General features: G+C 74.4%; 16 protein-coding genes. 11 read left to right on the top strand and 5 right to left on the bottom strand.

Annotation, left to right across the window (positions count from 1 at the left end; genetic code table 11):
• Nucleotides 1–23 precede the first annotated feature (23 nt).
• Both C1N80_RS06840 and C1N80_RS06845 read right to left on the bottom strand, forming a co-directional pair.
• Nucleotides 24–1,361: an AMP-binding protein gene (locus C1N80_RS06840; RefSeq protein ID WP_240811257.1), complete on the bottom strand. Its 1,338-nt coding sequence runs from the start codon at nt 1,359–1,361 to the stop codon at nt 24–26.
• Nucleotides 1,358–2,350 carry a 1,4-dihydroxy-2-naphthoyl-CoA synthase gene (locus C1N80_RS06845; RefSeq protein WP_137770094.1) on the bottom strand — a complete coding sequence of 331 codons (993 nt, stop codon included), beginning with the start codon at nt 2,348–2,350 and terminating at the stop codon, nt 1,358–1,360. The genes C1N80_RS06840 and C1N80_RS06845 overlap by 4 nt, the downstream gene beginning before the upstream one ends.
• A gap of 131 nt (nt 2,351–2,481) precedes the next feature.
• Between C1N80_RS06845 and C1N80_RS06850 the strand changes: the two genes are divergently transcribed.
• Genes C1N80_RS06850 through C1N80_RS06865 form a run of 4 tightly spaced genes read left to right on the top strand, consistent with a single transcriptional unit; the run spans nt 2,482 to nt 8,283 of the window.
• Nucleotides 2,482–4,011, top strand: a complete 1,530-nt coding sequence (locus tag C1N80_RS06850) for an amino acid permease (RefSeq protein ID WP_205750685.1) — start codon at nt 2,482–2,484, stop codon at nt 4,009–4,011.
• 23 nt (nt 4,012–4,034) lie between these two features.
• Nucleotides 4,035–5,012: an o-succinylbenzoate synthase gene (locus C1N80_RS06855; RefSeq protein WP_137770095.1), complete on the top strand. Its 978-nt coding sequence runs from the start codon at nt 4,035–4,037 to the stop codon at nt 5,010–5,012.
• 53 nt (nt 5,013–5,065) lie between these two features.
• Complete coding sequence (menD, locus tag C1N80_RS06860; RefSeq protein ID WP_137770096.1) at nt 5,066–6,787, top strand: 2-succinyl-5-enolpyruvyl-6-hydroxy-3-cyclohexene-1-carboxylic-acid synthase; 1,722 nt, start codon at nt 5,066–5,068, stop codon at nt 6,785–6,787.
• Between the two features lie 5 nt (nt 6,788–6,792).
• Complete coding sequence (locus C1N80_RS06865; RefSeq protein WP_240811258.1) at nt 6,793–8,283, top strand: S1C family serine protease; 1,491 nt, start codon at nt 6,793–6,795, stop codon at nt 8,281–8,283.
• 39 nt (nt 8,284–8,322) lie between these two features.
• On the opposite strand, the gene C1N80_RS06870 is transcribed toward C1N80_RS06865, so the two are convergent.
• A complete protein-coding gene (locus C1N80_RS06870; protein WP_240811259.1) occupies nt 8,323–9,609 on the bottom strand; it encodes an isochorismate synthase MenF in 1,287 nt (428 codons plus the stop codon).
• A gap of 83 nt (nt 9,610–9,692) precedes the next feature.
• Between C1N80_RS06870 and C1N80_RS06875 the strand changes: the two genes are divergently transcribed.
• On the top strand, nt 9,693–11,150 hold the full coding sequence (locus C1N80_RS06875) for a DUF6350 family protein (RefSeq protein ID WP_240811260.1): 1,458 nt from the start codon (nt 9,693–9,695) through the stop codon (nt 11,148–11,150).
• Nucleotides 11,151–11,157: 7 nt separating this feature from the next.
• Here C1N80_RS06875 and C1N80_RS06880 read toward each other — a convergent pair whose 3' ends face one another.
• The gene (locus tag C1N80_RS06880; RefSeq protein ID WP_137770098.1) at nt 11,158–11,565 is read right to left on the bottom strand and encodes a hypothetical protein; all 408 of its coding nucleotides are present in this window, start codon (nt 11,563–11,565) and stop codon (nt 11,158–11,160) included.
• A gap of 36 nt (nt 11,566–11,601) precedes the next feature.
• On the opposite strand from C1N80_RS06880, the gene purN reads away from it, so the two are divergent.
• From purN to ppk2, 3 genes are all read left to right on the top strand, one after another.
• Nucleotides 11,602–12,225: a phosphoribosylglycinamide formyltransferase gene (purN, locus tag C1N80_RS06885; RefSeq protein ID WP_137770099.1), complete on the top strand. Its 624-nt coding sequence runs from the start codon at nt 11,602–11,604 to the stop codon at nt 12,223–12,225.
• Between the two features lie 115 nt (nt 12,226–12,340).
• Complete coding sequence (gene purH, locus C1N80_RS06890; protein ID WP_137770100.1) at nt 12,341–13,975, top strand: bifunctional phosphoribosylaminoimidazolecarboxamide formyltransferase/IMP cyclohydrolase; 1,635 nt, start codon at nt 12,341–12,343, stop codon at nt 13,973–13,975.
• 147 nt (nt 13,976–14,122) lie between these two features.
• The gene (gene ppk2, locus C1N80_RS06895) at nt 14,123–15,028 is read left to right on the top strand and encodes a polyphosphate kinase 2 (RefSeq protein WP_137770101.1); all 906 of its coding nucleotides are present in this window, start codon (nt 14,123–14,125) and stop codon (nt 15,026–15,028) included.
• A 117-nt stretch (nt 15,029–15,145) separates the two neighbouring features.
• Here the strand turns inward: ppk2 and C1N80_RS06900 are convergent, their stop codons facing one another.
• Nucleotides 15,146–16,684, bottom strand: a complete 1,539-nt coding sequence (locus C1N80_RS06900) for an aspartate ammonia-lyase (RefSeq protein ID WP_137770102.1) — start codon at nt 16,682–16,684, stop codon at nt 15,146–15,148.
• Between the two features lie 85 nt (nt 16,685–16,769).
• On the opposite strand from C1N80_RS06900, the gene C1N80_RS06905 reads away from it, so the two are divergent.
• The 3 genes from C1N80_RS06905 (at nt 16,770) to C1N80_RS06915 (ending at nt 19,660) form a co-directional block, all read left to right on the top strand.
• Nucleotides 16,770–17,060, top strand: a complete 291-nt coding sequence (locus C1N80_RS06905) for a DUF3017 domain-containing protein (RefSeq protein ID WP_137770103.1) — start codon at nt 16,770–16,772, stop codon at nt 17,058–17,060.
• 81 nt (nt 17,061–17,141) lie between these two features.
• Entirely contained in the window at nt 17,142–18,602 is a 1,461-nt protein-coding gene (locus C1N80_RS06910; protein ID WP_137770104.1) for a threonine/serine exporter ThrE family protein, read from the top strand.
• The gene (locus C1N80_RS06915) at nt 18,599–19,660 is read left to right on the top strand and encodes a beta-propeller fold lactonase family protein (protein WP_137770105.1); all 1,062 of its coding nucleotides are present in this window, start codon (nt 18,599–18,601) and stop codon (nt 19,658–19,660) included. The genes C1N80_RS06910 and C1N80_RS06915 overlap by 4 nt, the downstream gene beginning before the upstream one ends.
• Nucleotides 19,661–19,718: the final 58 nt, after the last annotated feature.

Below are 19,718 nucleotides of genomic sequence, written 5' to 3' on the forward strand. Positions count from 1 at the left end.
CGGCCCCGTCGAGGATACGCCGCTCAGGCGCGCCGTTCGCCCGTGGAGGTCCTGCCCGGGGCCGTGTCATCGCCGACGTCGACAGCGGTGGTGGCCTCCTCTGCCCGGCTCCGGGCGAGCGCGGCGGCGGCCGCCCGGTCGATCTTCCCGATGCCCCGCAGCGGGAGCTCGGCGACCACATGCACGCGCTTGGGGATCGACCACGAGGGCAGCTCCGCGATCCGCAGCGCGGAACGCACGAGTGCCGTCGCCTCCTCCGGGGCGGCGCCCGCGCCGAGGGTCACGAGCGCCTCGACGCGCTGCCCCCACTCCGGGTCCGGCACGCCGACGACGGCGCAGCCGGTCACGAGCCCGCGCAGCACGAGCGAGGCCTCGGCGGCGCGCTCCACGTCCTGCGGGAGCACCTTCCGGCCGCCGGTGACGATGACGTCGTCCGCGCGTCCCAGGACCGTGAGCGAACCGTCCTCCGCGATCCGGGCGAGGTCGCTCGTGACGAGCACGCGCCGACCGTCGACCTCGGCGAAGCCGTCCTGCACGCCGGCGCCGTCCGCGCCGAGGTAGCCGGTCGCGAGCGTGGGGGAGTCGACGAGCAGGCGCCCCTCGCCGTCGTGCGCATCGGCGAGGAGGAGGTGCACGCCCGCGAGCGGCGCGGCGTCGTACACGCATCCGCCCGCCGTCTCCGAGGAGCCGTAGGTGGTGCGCACGGCGATCCGGGCGCCGCGGGCGCGGGCGAGCACGTCACCCGGGGTCGCCGCGCCGCCCACGAGCACCCCGGCGAAGCGGCGCAGCAGGGCGCGCGCCCGGGCGTCGTCCCCCGTCGCGCCCGTGACGATGCGGGCCAGCTGCGTGGGCACGAGCGAGGTGAAGGCCGGCAGGCCCGCGGCCTCCGCCTGCTCGAGCGCCGGAGCGGCCGCACGCACGAGCGCGGCCGCGTCGAAGTGGCCGCGCAGGTCCGGCAGGTCCTCCGGGAGGGCGGCGGCGTCGAGCCCGAGCACCTGGGCGGTGCGATGGGCGCGCGCGATGACCTGCACGCCCGCGATGTGCGTGGGCGGCAGCAGCGGCAGCCAGAAGCCGTGACCGCCGAGCGCCGCGGCGGTCGCGTCCTGCGAGGCGAGCAGCGTGCGCAGCGGATGCGCGACCGACTTCGCGGTGCCCGTCGAGCCGGAGGTCGGGACCACGAGCACCGTGTCCTCGAAGCCGGCGGGCAGGGACGACGGCGGGTCCCCGGCGCCGAGCCACAGCCGGGAGCGGCCGGCCATGACCTCGCCGATCGCCGCGACATGCTCCGCGAGCGAGGCCGCGGAGGCGTCATAGGGGGCGGGCCGGGCCCAGGGCGCCGCCGGGGCGATCTCCGCGGTCACTGCGGGTGCGGGAAGGAGGACCACTCCGGAACGCGCTTCTCGAGGAACGCGTCGCGGCCCTCCGCGGCCTCGTCGGTCATGTACGCGAGGCGGGTGGCCTCCCCGGCGAACACCTGCTGGCCCATGAGGCCGTCGTCGGCGAGGTTGAAGGCGAACTTCAGCATCCGGATCGCCTGCGGGGACTTCGTGGCGATCGTCGCGGCCATCGCGAGCGCGGCGTCCTCGAGCTCGGCATGGTCCACGACCCGGTTCACGGCGCCCCACTCGTAGGCGTCCTGCGCGGAGTACTCCTCGGCGAGGAAGAAGATCTCCCGGGCCCGCTTCTGGCCCACCTGCTTGGCGAGATAGGCGGAGCCGTAGCCGCCGTCGAAGGAGCCGACGTCCGCATCGGTCTGCTTGAAGCGCGCGTGCTCCCGCGAGGCGATCGAGAGGTCCGCGACCACGTGCAGGGAGTGGCCGCCGCCCGCGGCCCAGCCGTTGACGACCGCGATGACGACCTTGCCCATGGTGCGCATGAGGCGCTGCACCTCGAGGATGTGCAGCCGTCCCGCGGAGCGGGTGCGCACGGAGGCGGTCGCGTCGAGCTCCTCGGCGTCGTCGTACTCGTAGCCGGAGCGGCCGCGGATCCGCTGGTCGCCGCCCGAGCAGAAGGCGTGGCCGCCGTCCTTGGGGGAGGGGCCGTTGCCGGTCAGCAGGATCACGCCGACGGAGGGGTCCAGGCGGGCGTGGTCGAGCGTCCGGTACAGCTCGTCGACGCTCTGCGGCCGGAAGGCGTTGCGCACCTCGGGCCGGTCGAAGGCGATCCGCACGGTGGGGAGGTCCCGCACGGTGCGCTCCCCGTCGGGGCTCTCGATCCGCTCGACGGCGCGGTGGTAGGTGACGTCGGTGAGCGCAGGGCCGCCGAGCTCCTCGAGTCCCACCTCCCGCCAGCGTGTGGGGTCGAAGGTGTCGGACACCTGACGGGGCAGGGGAGCGGGGTCGACGGTCATCTGCTCAGGGTATCGCCGGGGCGGAGGGCCGGGGAGGCGGTCGGCGGGCGGCGCCCGGGCCGTCCGTCCGTGGGGCGACCACGGCGTGGCGCTCGTGCGAACGGTCGATGACCGAGGAGTAGCCTCGCGCGGTGACCTCAGACACCACCTCCCGCACCACCCGGCAGGGCGGCGACGGCGACCCGTCCTCCCCGCACCTGGACCGCGCCCTCGGCAACCGCCACATCCAGCTCATCGCGATCGGCGGCGCCATCGGCACCGGGCTCTTCATGGGCTCCGGCAAGACGATCTCCGTGGCCGGCCCGTCCGTGCTGCTCGTCTACCTGATCATCGGCTTCATGCTGTATTTCGTCATGCGCGCCATGGGGGAGCTGCTGCTCTCCCGCCGCGAGTACCGCAACTTCGCCGACTTCACCGGTGACCTGCTGGGCCCCTGGGCCGCCTACTTCACCGGCTGGACGTACTGGTTCTGCTGGGTCGTCACCGCCGTCGCGGACGTCATCGTCATCGCCTCCGTGTACGTGCGCCACCTCGTGCCCGTGCTGCCGGCCTGGGCCACGCCCGTCATCGCGCTCGTCGTCATCGTCGCGCTGATCGGGCTGAACCTGCCGACGGTGCGCGCCTTCGGCGAGACCGAGTTCTGGTTCGCGATGGTGAAGATCGTCGCGATCCTCGCCCTCATCGTCGTGGGCCTCGTGCTCGTCCTGACGAGCTTCGACTCGGGTCACGGCGCCGCGAGCTTCGCCCACCTGTGGGACCAGGGCGGGTTCTTCGGCAACGGCTTCACCGGCTTCGTCGCCGCCTTCCAGATCGCGACCTTCGCCTTCGTCGGCATCGAGCTCGTCGGCACCACCGCCGCGGAGACCAAGGACCCCGAGCACAACCTGCCCCGGGCGATCCGGTCGATCCCCGTGCGCATCCTGCTGTTCTACATCGGCTCGCTCGTGATCCTCATGTCCGTCATGCCGTGGACGGTCTACGACGCGGACAACTCCCCGTTCATCCAGGTCTTCGACGCGGCGGGGCTGCCCGCGGCCGCCGCGATCGTCAACCTCGTGGTGCTGACCTCCGCCATGTCCTCGGCGAACTCGGGCATCTACTCGACCTCACGGATGGTGTTCGGCCTCGCCACCCAGAAGGACGCCCCGGCCCTGTTCGCGAAGGTCTCGCGTCGCCGCGTCCCCCAGAACGCCCTCTACCTCACGGGCGTGATGCTGCTCGCCTCGGTCGTCCTGCTGGCCTTCGGCCTCGGCGAGTCCGCCGCGTTCTCCGTCGTCACGACCGTCTCCTCGCTGTGCTTCATGTTCGTGTGGACGATGATCCTGCTGAGCTACCTCGCCTACCGCCGCCGGCGGCCGCAGGAGCACGCCGCGAGCAGCTTCGCCATGCCCGGCGGGCGCGCCATGGTGGGCGTCGTCCTCGCCTTCTTCCTGTTCCTGCTGTGGGCGTTCACCGGTGACCCGGACACGCTCGCGGGCATGCTCGCCACGCCGGTGTGGTTCGTCGTGATCGCGGTGGGCTACGTGCTGCTGCGCCGCCGCCCCGAGCACGTCGCCGCGCGCGCCGCGTTCCGCGAGCAGGTCGCGCGGGAGCAGGGGGAGGCCGACGCCTGGAACGCCGCGCCGCAGGCCCCGTCCGCCGGCCCGGGCGCGGACGGCTGAGGGAGTCGCACTACCCTCGAGGGATGCAGATTCCCGCCTCCCTCCGAGACCTCGGCATCGACCGGGCGCACGCCTGGGCGATCGCCATGACCACCCGTTTCCGCCGCATCGAGGTGCGCGACGGCGTGCTCCTGCACGGGCCGGAGGGCTGGGCGGAGTTCTCCCCGTTCTGGGACTACGAGGCGGAGGAGTCCTCCGCCTGGCTGCGCGCCGCGATCGAGGACGCGACCCGGCCCCGCCCCTCCGCGATCCGCCAGGAGATCGGCGTCAACGCGACGATCCCCGTCGTGCAGCCGGCGCTCGCCGCCCGGCTCGCGGGCGTGGGCGGCGCACGCACCGCGAAGGTGAAGGTCGCCGATCCCGGCGCGAGCCCCGAGGAGGACCTCGACCGGGTCGCCGCCGTCCGTGACGCGCTGGGCCCGGAGGGCCGCATCCGCGTGGACGCGAACGCCGCCTGGACCCTCGAGGAGGCGCTCGACGCACTGCCCCGCCTGGACCGCGCCGCCGGCGGGCTCGAGTACGCGGAGCAGCCCTGCGCGAGCATCGAGGACCTCGCCGCCCTGCGCCGCCGCCTCGACGTGCCGATCGCGGCCGACGAGTCCGTGCGCCGCGCCGAGGACCCCCTGCGGGTCGCCCGCGCCGAGGCCGCGGACGTCCTCGTCATGAAGGTGCAGCCGCTCGGCGGGGTGCGCCGCTGCCTCGATCTCGCGCAGGAGGCGGGGCTGCCGGTCGTCGTCTCCTCCGCGATCGAGTCGAGCGTCGGGCTCTCCGCGGGGCTCGCGCTCGCCGCCTCCCTGCCCGAGCTCGCGCACGACTGCGGACTCGGCACCGCGAGCCTGCTCACCGCGGATCTCACCGCGCGCCCGCTGCATGCCCGCGGCGGCGTCCTCCCCGTGGTCCGGGCGGAGCCGGAGGAGGACCTCCTGGACCGGCACGCCGCCGCCCCCGCCCTCGAGGCCGCCTGGGAGCAGCGTCTCGCGGCGTGCGCGGCGCTGCTCTGAGGCCCGCACCGCCGGCGGGCACCGGCCCCCGGGGCGCTGACTACGCTGGGCCCATGCCCGCTCTCCCCGGCCCCACCACGATCTCCGTCCCGGCACCCACCGGATCGGGGGCGGTGGACGCCTCGGTCACCCTGTGGCGCACGCTCGCCGCGCTCGGCGTGCGGCACGTGGTCGCCGCGCCGGGCTCCCGCTCCGCCCCGCTCGTCCACGCCCTCCACGAGGGCGACCTCCCGGAGCTGCTCGAGGCGCACGTGCGGATCGACGAGCGCGCCGCGGCCTTCACCGCCCTGGGCCTCTCCCGGGAGGACCCCGCGCACCCCGCGGCCGTGCTCACCACCTCGGGCACCGCGACCGCGCACCTGCTCGCCGCCGTCATGGAGGCCCACCACTCGCGGGTGCCGCTGATCGTGCTCACCGCGGACCGCCCCGCGGAGCTGCGCGGCACCGGCGCGAACCAGACCACCCGGCAGGCGGACCTGTACCGCGACTTCACGCGACTGCGCGCGGACCTCCCCGCGCCGACCGCCGCCGGCGCGACCGCGACCGAGCTGCGCACGCTCGTCTCGACGGCCGCCCGCGCGGTCGCCGCCGCGACGGGCGAGCATCCCGGCCCCGTGCACCTGAACCTCGGGTTCCGCGACCCCCTCGCACCCGCCGCCCCCGCACAGCGCCCTTCCCCGGCCGCCGAGGCGCCGGGGATCGTCCTCACGCATCGCGTGCCCGCGGGGCCTCCCGCCCCGGTCGCCGTGCCGATCGACCCGAGCGCGGTCGTCGTCGCCGGGGACGGCGCCGGTCCCGCCGCCCGGGAGCTCGCGGAGGCGCAGCTGCTGCCGCTGCTCGCCGAGCCCAGCTCCGGCGCCCGCTGCGGGAGCTCCCTCGTCCCCGGCTACCCCGCGCTCCTCGCGCGGGTCATGGCCGATCCCGCGCACCCGCTGCGCCCGCGGCAGGCGATCGTGCTGGGGCACCCGACGCTCTCCCGCCCCGTGATCGGCGCGCTCCTCGGTGCGGCCGACGTCGACGTGGTCGTCGTCGATCCCCATCCGGACTTCGCCGACGCCGCCCGGCGGGCCCGTCTCGTGGTCCCGGCGATCACCGCGCCTCTCCCGGACGCCGCCGAGGCCGCGCGGCGCCGCGAGCACCTCGCCGCCTGGCAGGAGCCCGATCCTGAGCCGGAGAGCGCCGCGGCCCCGCTGCCGTGGCAGGCGCGCGCCGCGCTCGCCGTGTGGAGCGCGACCGGTGAGCAGGACGTCCTCGTGCTCGGCTCCTCGAGCCTCGTGCGGGACCTCGAGCAGCACGCGGGACCCGTCGCGGGCACCGTCCTCGCCAACCGCGGCCTCGCCGGCATCGACGGCACCACCTCCGTCGCGGGCGGCGTCGCTCTCGCCCGTTCCGCCTCGGGGCAGGGGAGCACGGGCCGCGTGCGACTGCTCGTCGGCGACCTCACCGCCCTGCACGACCTCACCGGGCTCGTCATCGGGCCCGAGGAGCGCCGCCCCGACCTCGACGTCGTGGTGGTGGACGACGACGGCGGCAGGATCTTCGGCGGGCTCGAGCATGCCTCCGCGCCGCCAGCCCTGCTGCGGCGCTTCTTCACCACCCCGCACGGCACCGATCTCGCCGCGGCGGCGGCCGCGCTCGGCGCCGAGTCCCGCACCCTCGCGCCCGAGGAGCTGCCCGCCGCCCTCGCCGCACCGTCCTGCGGCCTGCGGGTCCTCATCGCACAGGAGATGCACAGCCGCTTCCAGCCGGACTCCGGGGAAGCTCCGTTTCACTGACTCCCGTGAACGAGCAGAGCACGCCCCCGCAGCCGCAGCAGCCCCAGCAGCCCCAGGCCCCCCAGGACCCCACTGTGTCCCCGCCGCAGGGCTGGTACGCGGCGCCGGACTCCCGGCCGGGCGCTGAGCAGCCCACCGACACGCTCGCCCCGCAGTGGGGTGAGCCGCCCACGGAGCAGCTCGGCACCGCGCCCACCGCCCAGCAGCCTGCCCAGGCCGACGCCGCGCAGGCCTCCGCCGACCCCTGGTGGGCGGCGAGCCGCGAGGCGCCGACCTACGGCGCCCCGGCCCCCGGCGGCTCGTACGGCGCACCGGGCGATCCCGGGTACGCGGGACCGGTGCCGGTCGACACGTCGGCGGCGGTCGCCCCCGCTCCCGCCCGCACCCGCCGCGGTCCCGGCTGGGGCGGCGTCGTCGTGCTCGTCGGCGCGGGCATGCTGCTCTCGAGCGGCGTGACCCTCGGCGGTGTCGTCGCCTACGACCAGCTGCTCGGCTCCGACGGCGCCTCCACCGCGGCGACGTCCTCGTCCTCGACCCAGGGCCCCGTGAGCACCGCCTCCTCGACCTCGGACCCGGACTGGTCCGCGGTCGCCGCGGCCGTCACCCCGAGCACCGTGGAGATCCAGGTCGCCGCCCAGGGCGGCACCTCCACCGGCACCGGCGTCGTGCTGGACACCAAGGGGAACATCCTCACGAACAACCACGTCGTCGACGGCGGCCAGCAGGTGCAGGTGACCCTCTCCGACGGCTCCGTCTACGCCGCGAGCATCGTCGGCACCGACGCCTCCACGGACCTCGCCGTGCTGCGCCTCGACGACCCGCCGAGCGACCTCCAGCCCGCGACCTTCGGCGACTCGAGCTCCGTCGCGGTGGGCCAGGACGTCATGGCGATCGGCACGCCGCTCGGGCTGCAGAACACGGTCACCACCGGCATCGTCTCCGCGACCGCCCGCCCCGTGACGACGACGGGCCAGCAGCCCGACGGGTCCGACTCGACCTACACCTCCGCGATCCAGACCGACGCCTCGATCAACCCCGGCAACTCCGGCGGCCCGCTCGTGGACGCGACCGGCGCCGTGATCGGCATCAACTCCTCGATCGCGGGCGTCGCGAGCGGCCAGGAGACCTCCGGCAGCATCGGCCTGGGCTTCGCGATCCCCGCGAGCACCGCGAAGCTCATCGCGGACCAGCTCATCGACGGCGGCACCGCCCAGCACGCCTACCTCGGCGTCACCACGACGGACGGCAGCGCGGAGGCGAGCGGCACCACCCGCACCGGCGCCGAGGTCGTCTCCGCGGAGGACGGCACCCCGGCCTCGAAGGCCGGGCTGCGCAAGGGCGACGTGGTCGTCGCGGTCGACGACACCCCGGTCGACGGGGCCGCCGCGCTCACGGGCGTCGTGCGCGGCCTCGCGGTGGACTCGGAGCATACGCTCACGGTGGTGCGCGACGGGAGCGAGCAGCAGCTCACCGTGACCCTCACGGCCGCCTCCTGACGGTGCCGCTCCGGGGCCGGGGCTGAGCGCCGGCGGGGCTCAGCCGCGCAGGGCCCGCAGCATCGGCCGGCACTTCGCGAGCACCTCGGCGTGCTCGGAGACCGGGTCGGAGGCGGCGACGAGCCCGCCGCCCGCCTGGAGCCGCACGCCGCCGTCCCCGAGCAGGTGACCGCCGCGCAGGGCGATCGCCCACTGGCCGTCGCCGCGCGCGTCCATCCAGCCCACGGGCGCCGCGTAGCCGCCGCGGTCCCGCGCCTCGAGCCGGGCGATGATCTCGTCCGCCGCCTCGCGCGGGGTCCCCGAGACGGCCGCGGAGGGATGCAGTCGCGCGGCCACGTCGAGGCTCGTGACGCCCTCGGAGAGCTGCGCGGTGACGTCGGAGGCGAGGTGCTCGAGCCCCGGCAGGCGCAGCACGAACGGCTCGGGGGAGCGGTGCTCGACCTCCGCGATGCCCGCGAGCCGCGCGAGCACCGAGTCGATCGCGAAGGTGTGCTCGGAGCGCTCCTTCGCATCGGCGAGGAAGGCGCGGCGGTCGTCCGCCGCGAGCTCCCCGTCGTCGGCCACGGAGCGCGTCCCCGCGAGCACGCGGGAGAAGAGGCGGCCGTCCTGGACCTGGGCGAGCATCTCCGGGCTCGCCCCGATCATGTCGGCCACGTGATACGTCCACGTGCTCGGGTAGGCGGCGGTGAGCCGGGCGAGCAGCGCGCCGGGCACGGCGGGCTCCGCGGTGCGCACCGTCGTCGTCTCGGAGAGCACGACCTTCTCCGCCTGCCCCGCCCGGATCGCCCGCACGGCCTCGCGCACGAGCGCCTGGTACTCGTCGGGGGAGTGGTCCGCCTCGATCGTGAGCCGCCCCGGGGGGAGCGGCGGCTCCGCGGGGACGGCGGGGAACAGCGACGTGAAGTGCGCGGGGGCCGACGGCTCCTCGTCCCGGGAGACGAGCGTGAGGAACACCTTGCCGTCGTGCACGCCGAGCACGGCCTCCGGCACCAGCAGCGTCGAGGGGCGCTCGGAGGCGGCGGCGTAGGAGAAGGAGCCGAGGGCGACGAGGCCGCTGCCACGGGCGAGGACCTCGTCGACGACGTCGGCGCGGGCGGCGAGCGCCCGGAAGGCGGCGGAGGCCGCCGTGAAGCGGTCCGGCCCGGCGGAGGTGAACTCCCAGGCCCGGCCCAGGGCGACGAGCCCCTGACCGTGTTGCAGCCACGCCCCCGAGGGGACCGCCGGCAGGTGCGCCGCGAGGTCGACGTCCTCGTCGATCCGCCAGGTGCGCACCACGAGCCGCGGCTGCTCCGCAGCGGGGTCGGGGTTCAGGTCCGTGGATGGCATCCGTGTCATTATGCGACACCGGACGGCCCGTCCCGGGTGCGACCATGGACCTCGACCAGCACACCCGGCGGATGGAGCAGAGCGTGAGCAGCAACGGCGGCGGAAGCATCGCGACACCCCTGGTCCGGGGGGTCGTCGCCGCCGCAGTGAGCCTCGGCACGGTCCTCGCGATCACCGTGGTCCCCGCGCTCGCCGCGCAGATCGCCGGGAGCGGCTCGAGCGCCACCGCCCTGGACGCCGTCCTCATCGCCCTGAACCTGCTCGTCCTCGGCCACGGCGGCGGGGTCACGCTCGGCACAGGCGTCATCGAAGGCGCCACGACCCTCACGCCGCTGGGCCTCAGCCTGCTGCTCGTCGCCGTCTCCGCTCTCGGCATGCGGCGCGTGGGCCGCGGCCTGGACCTCGTCCGCGACGACGGCGTGCTGCGCACCCGGGCGCTGCGGGACGCCGGCGGGGCGCTCGGCGCGTACACGGCGGTCTACGCCGTCGGCATGGCGGTCGTCGGCGCGCTCGGCCGCAGCGGCGAGGCGAGCCCCGTGATCGCCTCCGCGCTCGTCTCCGCCGCGCTGATCGCCGTGGTGGGCGGGCTGCTGGGCCTGCTGTGGTCCGTGCGCCGGGAGGCGACCGCGACGATCCCCGCGGTGCGGGTCCTCGCCCTGCTGCCCTCGCCCTTCGACGCCGTCGCCCGCGCCGTGCTGCTCGCGCTGGGCGGGCTCGTCGCCGCCGCGACCGCGCTCGTCGTGATGCTGCTGGTGATCTCGATCCCGGGCCAGTCCGCGCTCTTCGACCAGCTCGCCCCGGGCGTCGTGGGCGGCGCGGTGCTGACCCTGCTGCAGCTCGCCCTGCTGCCGCTGCTCATCGTGTGGGCGATGGCGGTGCTGCTGGGCGGGACCGTCTCCGTGGGCAGCGGCACGGCCCTGTCCCTGCACGGCGTCGAGAGCGGTGTGCTCCCCGCGCTGCCGATGCTCGCGGCGATCCCGCAGCCCGGCGCCGCCCCCGTCTGGGTCTGGGCGCTGCTCGTGCTGCCGATCGCGGCGGTGGTCCTCGGCGCGTACCGGCTCGTCCGGGACACCACGGGGCTCGCGCTGCGGGACCGCGTGACGGCCTGGGTCGCCTACCCGGTGCTCGTCGTCGTCGCGGTCCTGCTCGTCGCGGGCCTCTCCACGGGGCGCATCGGCGAGGGCCGCCTGGTGCACCTCGGCCCGGTGATGTCCACGATGCTGCTGCCGCTGCTGGGGATCGTCGTGCTGAGCACCGCCGCCGTGATCGGCCTGCTCGCGACCCCGGCGGTGCCGTGGGTGCGCGGTCTCGTGGGCTCCCTCCGCGAGCGGGTCGAGCGCGCGGAGCAGGAGGAGCGCGGAGTCGGCGCCGCTCGCTCCGAGGTCATGGACGACGACGCCGCTGACGCGGACAGCACCGGATCCGGCGCCTCGACCGCGTCCGATGCCGCCACCGCTCCCGATGCCTCCACCGCGTCCGATGCCGCGGCGGCGGAGGAGAGCGGGACGAGCCTCGCGGCGGGCTCGCCCTCGGAGCGCTAGGTCCCCGTCAGCTCCCTGTCAGGTCCCCGAGCCAGGTCGCGACGGAGTCCTCGACGTCCTGGCGGCACTGTGCCTCCGCACGCTGCGTGAGCGCCGTGTCCCGGCACTCCTCGAGCTCCGACATCGGGCCGTAGAACAGCACCGAGACGAGCGAGCTCGTGATGATCATGAGCGTCGCCGGCATCCCCACCACGGCGGCGAGCACCGCCGAGCCGCGCCGGCCCCGGCGGAACGCGGAGACCGTGACCGGGACGAGCACCACGAGCGCGGCCGCGGCGACGACCCCCGCGAGCAGCGACCACGGCAGCGGCGCGATCAGCAGGATCCAGGCCAGGAGCATGAGCACCGTGAGCAGCGCGAGCCGCCGCGTGTGCCGGCGGCTGTCGTCGGGGGAGGGGTCGCTCGCGGGACTCATCGCCCCATTGTGCCCGCTCGTCGCTACCCTGGCCCGGTGACCCCCGCGACCCCCCTCCCCGCGACCCCTGCGACCACCGGGACCGCCGGGACGGCGCCCACGCGCGTCGTCGTCCTGCTCTCCGGCGCCGGCTCCACCTTCGCCGCCCTCCTCGAGGCCTCCCGCGCCGCGGACTCGCCCTACGAGATCGTCGGCGTCCTCGCGGACAAGCCCGCCGCCGGCCTCGACATCGCCCGGGACGCGGGGATCCCCACCGCCGTCGTCGCCCTGCGCGACTTCCCCGACCGCGCCGCGTGGGACGAGGCGCTCGCCGCCGCCGTCGCCGCCCACGACCCCGAGCTCGTGGTGCTCGCCGGCTTCATGCGGCTCGTCGGCTGCCCGCTGCTGGACGCCTACGGCGGCCGTATCGTCAACACCCACCCCGCCCTGCTGCCCTCCTTCCCCGGCGCCCACGGCGTGCGCGACGCCCTCGCCCACGGGGTGAAGATCACCGGCGCGACCATCATCGAGGTCGACGCCGGGGTGGACACCGGGCGGATCCTCGCCCAGGTCGCCGTCCCCGTCCTCGAGGACGACACCGAGGACACGCTCCACGAGCGCATCAAGGCCGCGGAGCAGCCGCTCCTGGTCGACGTGGTGCGCACCCTCGCCGCCCGGTAGGCTGGCCCCACACGACTGGCGCAGGTGGGAGGACCACCGGGGAGTGAACCGCGAGCATCGACCGCCTGGGTGCTCGTCGCAAGGACCGCACCCGCCCTCGAACAGGAGCCCCCTCGTGATCGCCACCGATCGCCGCCCGATCCGCCGCGCCCTCCTCTCCGTCTTCGACAAGACCGGCATCGTCGAGCTCGCCACCGCGCTCGCCGAGACCGGCGCCGAGATCGTCTCCACCGGCTCGACCGCCGCGACCGTCCGCGACGCGGGCATCGCCGTCACCGAGGTGGAGACCGTCACCGGCTTCCCCGAGATGCTCGACGGCCGCGTGAAGACCCTCCACCCGCGCGTGCACGGCGGCATCCTCGCGGACCTCCGCGAGGAGACCCACCGCGCCCAGCTCGCCGAGCACGGCATCGAGCCCTTCGACCTCGTCGTCGTGAACCTCTACCCGTTCTCCGAGACCGTCGCCGCCGGCGGCAGCTTCGACGAGATCATCGAGAAGATCGACGTGGGCGGCCCCTCGATGGTGCGCGGCGCGGCGAAGAACTTCGCGAGCGTCGCCGTCGTCGTCGAGCAGGACGGCTACGCCGACGCCGCGCGCGCCGCCCGCGCCGGCGGCTTCACCCTCGCCGAGCGCCAGGAGCTCTCCGCGATCGCCTTCACCGTCACCGCGGACTACGACACCGCGATCTCCGAGTGGATGACCGCGCGCCTCGCCGAGGACGCCGGCGAGGAGACCGACGGCGCCGAGGAGGGCCAGGACGTCTCGCTGCTCGACCTCCCCGAGGACGAGGCCGCCGCCTTCGGCATCACCGCGACCCTCCGCTACGGCGAGAACCCCCACCAGCGGGCGCGGCTCGCCGTGACCGATCCCGAGGCCCCGGGCCTCGCGGGAGCGACGCTCCTGGGCGGCAAGCCCATGAGCTACAACAACTACGTCGACGCGGACGCCGCCGCGCGCGCCGCCTTCGACCACGACCAGCCGTGCGTCGTCGTCATGAAGCACAACAACCCCTGCGGCATCGCCGTCGTCACCGAGGGCGAGGACCTCGCCCTCGCCCACGCCCGCGCCCACGCGACGGACCCGCTCTCCGCCTACGGCGGCGTCATCGCCGCCAACCGCACCGTCACCCTCGCGATGGCGCAGCAGGTCAAGCCGATCTTCACCGAGGTCATCCTCGCCCCCGGCTACGAGGAGGACGCCCTCGCGCTGCTCCAGGGCAAGAAGAACCTCCGCATCCTCCAGGTCGAGGACCGCACCCGAGGCGGCGTCGAGGTGCGCCCGATCTGGGGCGGCACCCTCATCCAGGACGCCGACGCGGTCGACGCGGACGGCGACGACCCCGCGCAGTGGACCCTCGCCTCGGGCGAGGCGGCGGATGCCGCGACCCTCGCGGACCTCGCCTTCGCCTGGCGCTCGGTGCGCGCCGCGAAGTCCAACGCGATCCTGCTCGCGAAGGACTCCGCGGCCGTCGGCATCGGCATGGGCCAGGTCAACCGCCTGGACTCCTGCCGGCTCGCCGTGACCCGCGCGAACACGCTCGGCGAGGACGGCGAGGAGCGGGCCCGCGGCGCGGTCGCCTCGTCGGACGCCTTCTTCCCCTTCGCCGACGGCGCCCAGATCCTCATCGACGCCGGGGTGCGGGCGATCGTCCAGCCCGGCGGCTCCATCCGCGACGAGGAGGTCGTCGAGGCCTGCCGCGCGGCGGGCGTCACGATGTACCTCACGGGCACCCGGCACTTCGCCCACTGAGCCCCGTCGGGGCTCGCGACCGGTCCCTCGCGCACGCCGTGCGACGGACCGGTCGGTCCCCGCTCCGAGCAGGCCGTCCGTTCACCTGGACGTCATGCACGCCCCCTACAGTGGTGCCCAACATGAGCATGTGTCGAAGGAGTGACCGTGAGAATCCCTGACAACCAGTCCCTGCGCGAGTACATCGAGCACCTGCGCGAGGAGGGCTACACGGTCCAGGACGGTCACACCCCCGACCCCGACCTCATCGATCCGCAGGGCAACCCCGTCTACACCTGGCAGGAGGGGTACCCCTACGAGACCCGCATGGACCGCGAGGACTACGAGCTGGAGAAGTACAAGCTCCAGGTCGAGCTGCTGAAGTTCCAGTACTGGCTCGAGGACAACGACCAGAAGGCCGTCATCATCTTCGAGGGGCGGGACGCGGCCGGCAAGGGCGGCACCATCAAGCGCTTCACGGAGCACCTGAACCCGCGCACCGCGCGCGTCGTCGCGCTGAACAAGCCGAGCGACCGCGAGCGCGGCCAGTGGTACTTCCAGCGCTACGTCCAGCACCTGCCCACCGAGGGCGAGATGGTGCTCTTCGACCGCTCCTGGTACAACCGCGCCGGCGTCGAGCGGGTCATGGGCTTCGCGAGCCCCGAGCAGTACGAGACCTTCATGAACCAGACACCGTCCTTCGAGCGCATGCTCGTGGACTCCGGCATCCACCTCACGAAGTTCTGGTTCTCCGTCTCGCAGAAGGAGCAGCGGACCCGCTTCGCGATCCGCCAGCTCGACCCGGTGCGCCGTTGGAAGCTCTCCCCGATGGACCTCGAGTCCCTCGACCGCTGGGAGGCCTACACGCAGGCCAAGGAGGAGATGTTCCGCCGCACGGACAAGAAGTACGCGCCGTGGACGATCATCCGCAGCAACGACAAGAAGCGCGCCCGCATCAACGCGATGCGCTACTTCCTCTCGCAGTTCGAGTACGAGGACAAGGACCACGACGTGGTCGGCCAGCCCGATCCGAAGCTCGTCATGCGCGGCAAGATGGAGGAGGCCGACGAGTGAGCCGCTGAGCTCGCCGTCCCGCCGTCCCTCGTGACGTGCGGAAGGGCCCGGTCCCCTCGGGGCCGGGCCCTTCCGCGCCCCGGGCGGGACGGGCCGACGGCGGGTCGGCGGGGCGGCTCAGACTGTGCCGCCGTCCGGGATCGGGAGCTCCTGCGGGTCCTGCTCGAGCGGACGGCCGATCTCCCCGGAGTCGGGTGCCTCCTCCGTCAGCGCGGGGATCGTGCCCGTGGCCGTCGCGCGCACCGGGCGGGTCATCGAGGCGGGGGAGAGCAGCAGCTCCAGCCGGTGCTCGTCGATGAGGCCCCGCTCGAGGACGAGCTCGCGCACCGGCCGTCCCGTGGTGAGCGCGGTGCTCGCGATGTCCGTCGCGGCGGCGTAGCCGATCACCGGGACGAGCGCCGTCACCACCCCGATCGAGCGGTGGATGTAGTCGTCCACGACCTCGCGGTTCACGGTGATCCCGCGGATGCAGCGCTCCGCGAGCGTGTCCATCGCCCGGGTCATGACCCGCGTGGACTCCAGGATGTTGAAGCAGATCACCGGCTCGAAGGCGTTCAGCTGCAGCTGGCCGCCCTCCGCCGCGAAGGTCACCGTGAGGTCGTTGCCGATCACCTCGAAGGCCACCTGGTTGACGACCTCGGGGATCACCGGGTTCACCTTCCCCGGCATGATCGAGGAGCCCGGCTGCACCGCCGGCAGGGTGATCTCGGCGAAGCCCGCGCGCGGGCCGGAGGAGAGCAGGCGAAGGTCGTTGCAGATCTTCGAGATCTTCACGGCGATGCGCTTGAGCACCCCGGAGAAGGTGACGAAGGCACCGGTGTCGCTCGTCGCCTCGACGAGGTCCGCGGCGACCGTGAACTCGACCCCGGTGAGCTCGGAGAGCTCGCGGGCCGCGAGCTGCGCGTAGCGGGGGTCGGTCGTGATGCCGGTGCCGATCGCGGTCGCGCCGAGGTTGATCTCCTGGAACAGCCGCGCCGTGCGGGTCAGCCGCTCCACGTCCTCGCTGATCGTCGTCGCCCAGGCGCGGAACTCCTGGCCCACCGTCATCGGGACCGCGTCCTGCATCTGCGTGCGACCCATCTTCAGCACGTCCGCGTACTCGTCGCCCTTGTCCCGCAGCGCGCCGATGAGCGTGTCCATGGCCTCCGCGAGCGCGGGGAAGGAGAGCATCATCGCGAGCCGCACGGCGGTGGGGTAGACGTCGTTCGTGGACTGCGCGAGGTTCACGTGGTTGTTGGGGTGGAGGTGCTCGTAGTCGCCCTTCTCGTGCCCCAGGATCTCGAGCGCGCGGTTCGCGATGACCTCGTTCGCGTTCATGTTGGTGCTCGTGCCCGCACCGCCCTGGATCATGTCCACGACGAAGTGCTCGTGCAGCGCACCGCCCGCGATCTCCTCGCAGGCCTGCTCGATCGCGGCGGCACGCTCGTCGTCGAGCGCCCCGAGAGCATGGTTGGCCCGGGCGGTGGCCCGCTTGACCTGGGCGAGCGCCTCGATGAGGCGGGGGAAGTGGGACAGGGGGACTCCCGTGATGTGGAAGTTCTCCTGCGCCCGCAGGGTCTGGATCCCGTAATAGGCGTGGGCGGGGACCTCGCGATCGCCGAGCAGGTCGTGCTCGCGGCGGGTGGCGGATCCTGTCGTCGCACCGGGATGGGTCATGGGTCTTGTCCTCCGGGTTCTCGGACGGCCGGCGTCGTCGTCGGCCGCTGACAGCCTATCCATCCCGGCCCCGTAGCATGTGCCCGTGCCGGAGCCCAGATCACCCTTCACCGCCGGGGCCGCCGTGCGCCGCCAGGCGGTGCTCACGGGGGCCCTCCTGGCGCTCGCGGTCATCGCCCTGCTCGGCATCGCCGGGCACGCCCCGCTCGCGGGGATGCTGCTGAGCGCCGAGCTGCTCGTCCTCGCCGCCCTGCGGCTGCTGCTGCCCACCCGCGCGGTCGGCGCGCTCGCGGTGCGCTCCCGGCTCGTCGACGTCGTCTGCCTCGTCGCGCTGGGCATCGCGATCGGCGCGCTGACGGGCTCCCCGAACCTCTGATCCGGGAGTGTGCCGAGCGCCTCCCCGGAGGCCCCGCCGGCACGGTTCCGAGCAGGCCCGCGGGTATGGCACGATCGCGGCGTGCCCACCGATTCCGCCCGCCTGCACGCCGTCTTCGACCTCGCCATGAGGGTCGGCGAGGGCCTGCTGACCAACGGCGCCGCGGCCTCGGAGGTCACCGCGACCGTCCTGCGGATCACGAGCTCCTCGGGCCTGCGCAACGTGGCCGTCCAGGTCACCTTCGACGAGGTCACGATCTCCTACCTGCCGGACGAGCTCTCCGCCCCCTTCACCCGCGTGCGCGCCGCGAGCGAGCGCGTGCAGGACTTCGCGCGGCTCGCCGCCTACGAGGACGTCACCTTCGGCTACATCAGCGGTGACCTCTCCCTCGAGGAGGCCCGCCACCAGGCCGCCGCGATCCCGCAGGAGAAGCCGCCCTACCGCCTGTCCCTCGTCTGCGCGGGCTTCGGCCTGCTCGGCGGCGGCGCCGCGCTGAGCCTCGGGGCGAACTGGCTCGTGGTGATCGCCGCGACCCTCGCCGCGGCCCTGATGATCCTGGTGGACACGGTCCTCACCCGGCGGCGCATCCCGCGCTTCTACAGCCAGGCCCTCGGCGGCTTCCTCGCGGTGGGCGTCGCCGTGCTGCTCGGTGCGCTGGACCCCTCGCTGAACCCGTCGATCGTCGTCGTCGCGTGCATCATCGTGCTGCTCGCGGGCCTCACCTCGATCGGTGCCATGCAGGACGCCGTCACCGGCTGGTACGTGACGGCCGCCGGGCGGATCCTCGAGACCCTCATGCTCACGGTCGGCATCGTCGCCGGTGTGCGCGGAGGGCTGCTCGTCGCGGACCTCGTGGGGGTGGACGTGTCGATCTCCTCCGCGACCCCGGTCTCCCTCGCCTCCGTGCTCGTCCTCGTGGTCGCCGGAGCCGTCATGGGCCTCGGGTTCGGGGTGGGTGCCCAGGTCCCCATGCGGATGCTCGCCGCGGTCGCGCTGGTCGCCGCGGGCTCGGCGGGGCTCTCGCACCTGCTGAGCGACGTCGTGGACCGGGTCTACGCGGTCGGCGTCGCCTCCTTCCTCGTCGGCGTCGCGGCCGTGGTGCTCGGCGACCGCATGCGCGCCCCCACGCTCGTGTTCGTCATGGGCGGCGTGGTGCCGCTCGTCCCGGGCAGCCGGATCTACCGGGGCCTGCTCGCCCTCGGCGACGCCGTGCCCGACGGCGCGCTCGAGCTGTTCAGCGCCGGGGAGATCGCAATCGGCATCGCCGCCGGCGCCGTGCTGGGCCAGCTGCTCGCCTCGCGGGTCGTCGGCGCCCGCCAGATCGCCTACACGCCGATGATCTCGGTGCCCTTCACGACGATGCGCCGCCGTCGCCTCTCCGTGGGCACGCGCCGCCGCGCCCGTGGTCGTGACGGCGTGGCCCTCGTCGAGCCGTCTACGATGACCGGTGAGATGACAGCGCTGTCCCCCTCGATGCTCGAGGAGCTCGACCCCACCTCCGCCGCGGGGGACCGCCGCACCGATCCCGAGGAGCGAGCATGACCTCTCCCGCACTCGTCGCCGTCGGCGGCTACTCCACGAGCGGCTCCGGCCGCGGCACCGGCATCGCGCTCCTGCGCGTGACCCCGGACGACTCCGGCGCCGCCGCGGAGACCCTCTGGGAGGTGGCCGCCGCGGATCCCTCGTTCCTGCTCTGGAGCGCCGACGGCTCCCTCCTGCACGCGGTCACCGAGACCAGCCCCACGCACGTGCTCACCCTCCGCGTCGCGGAGGACGGCTCGAGCGGGGAGATCATCGGCGACCTCGAGCTCGCCGGCTCCGGGGGCTGCCACCTCGCGCCCGGCACCCGACCGGACACCCTGCTCGTCGCGAACTACGGCTCGGGCTCGGTCGAGACGGTGCGTCTGGACGCCGAGGGCCTGCCCGTCGAGCTCCTCGACCTCGACGACCACCACGACTACGCGGAGGACCGCGACCCGCACCCGCACCAGGTGGTGCGGCTGCCGGGCACCGAGCTGATCGCCGTGCCGGACCTGGGCCTGGACCGCGTGGTGCTCTACCGGCAGGTGCAGACCGGCCACATCGAGCCGGCCGGGGAGATCCCCTTCAGCCGCGGCAGCGGGCCCCGGCACCTCGCGGCGGACCACGAGTCCTCCCAGCTCCTCGTGAGCTGCGAGCTCTCCGGCAAGGTCGGCGTCGCCGTGCGCGGCGAGGTCCCGCAGGACGTCGGCGCGCTGCAGGTCATGCGCGGCCCGGAGCTCGAGTGGTCGGTGCGCTCGATGGTCCCCGCGTCCGGACGCCCCGAGGAGTCGGCGCTCTCGCACGTGGAGCTCGCCGCGGACGAGCACCACGCCCTCGTCGCCAACCGGGGCCCGGACACGATCGCGCTGTTCAGCCTCGCCGGCATGCGTCCCGAGCTCGTCGCGGAGGTGCCCGTCGGCGCCCACCCGCGGCACTTCACCCAGCTGGGGACGACGATCCTGGTCGCCGCGCAGGAGAGCGACCGCATCGACGTGCTGCGCCGCCACCAGGACACCCTCGAGGTGGCGGGGGACCCGATCCCCGCCCCGAGCGTCTCCTGCCTCGCGCCTCGCCCCTGATCCTCGGCGACGGCCCGCCGTCCTCTGGCCGGTCCTGGACGCCGCGGCGGGCTGGCCC

Origin of the sequence: Brachybacterium sp. SGAir0954, assembly GCF_005490785.1 — a bacterium.
GTDB lineage: Bacteria > Actinomycetota > Actinomycetes > Actinomycetales > Dermabacteraceae > Brachybacterium > Brachybacterium rhamnosum.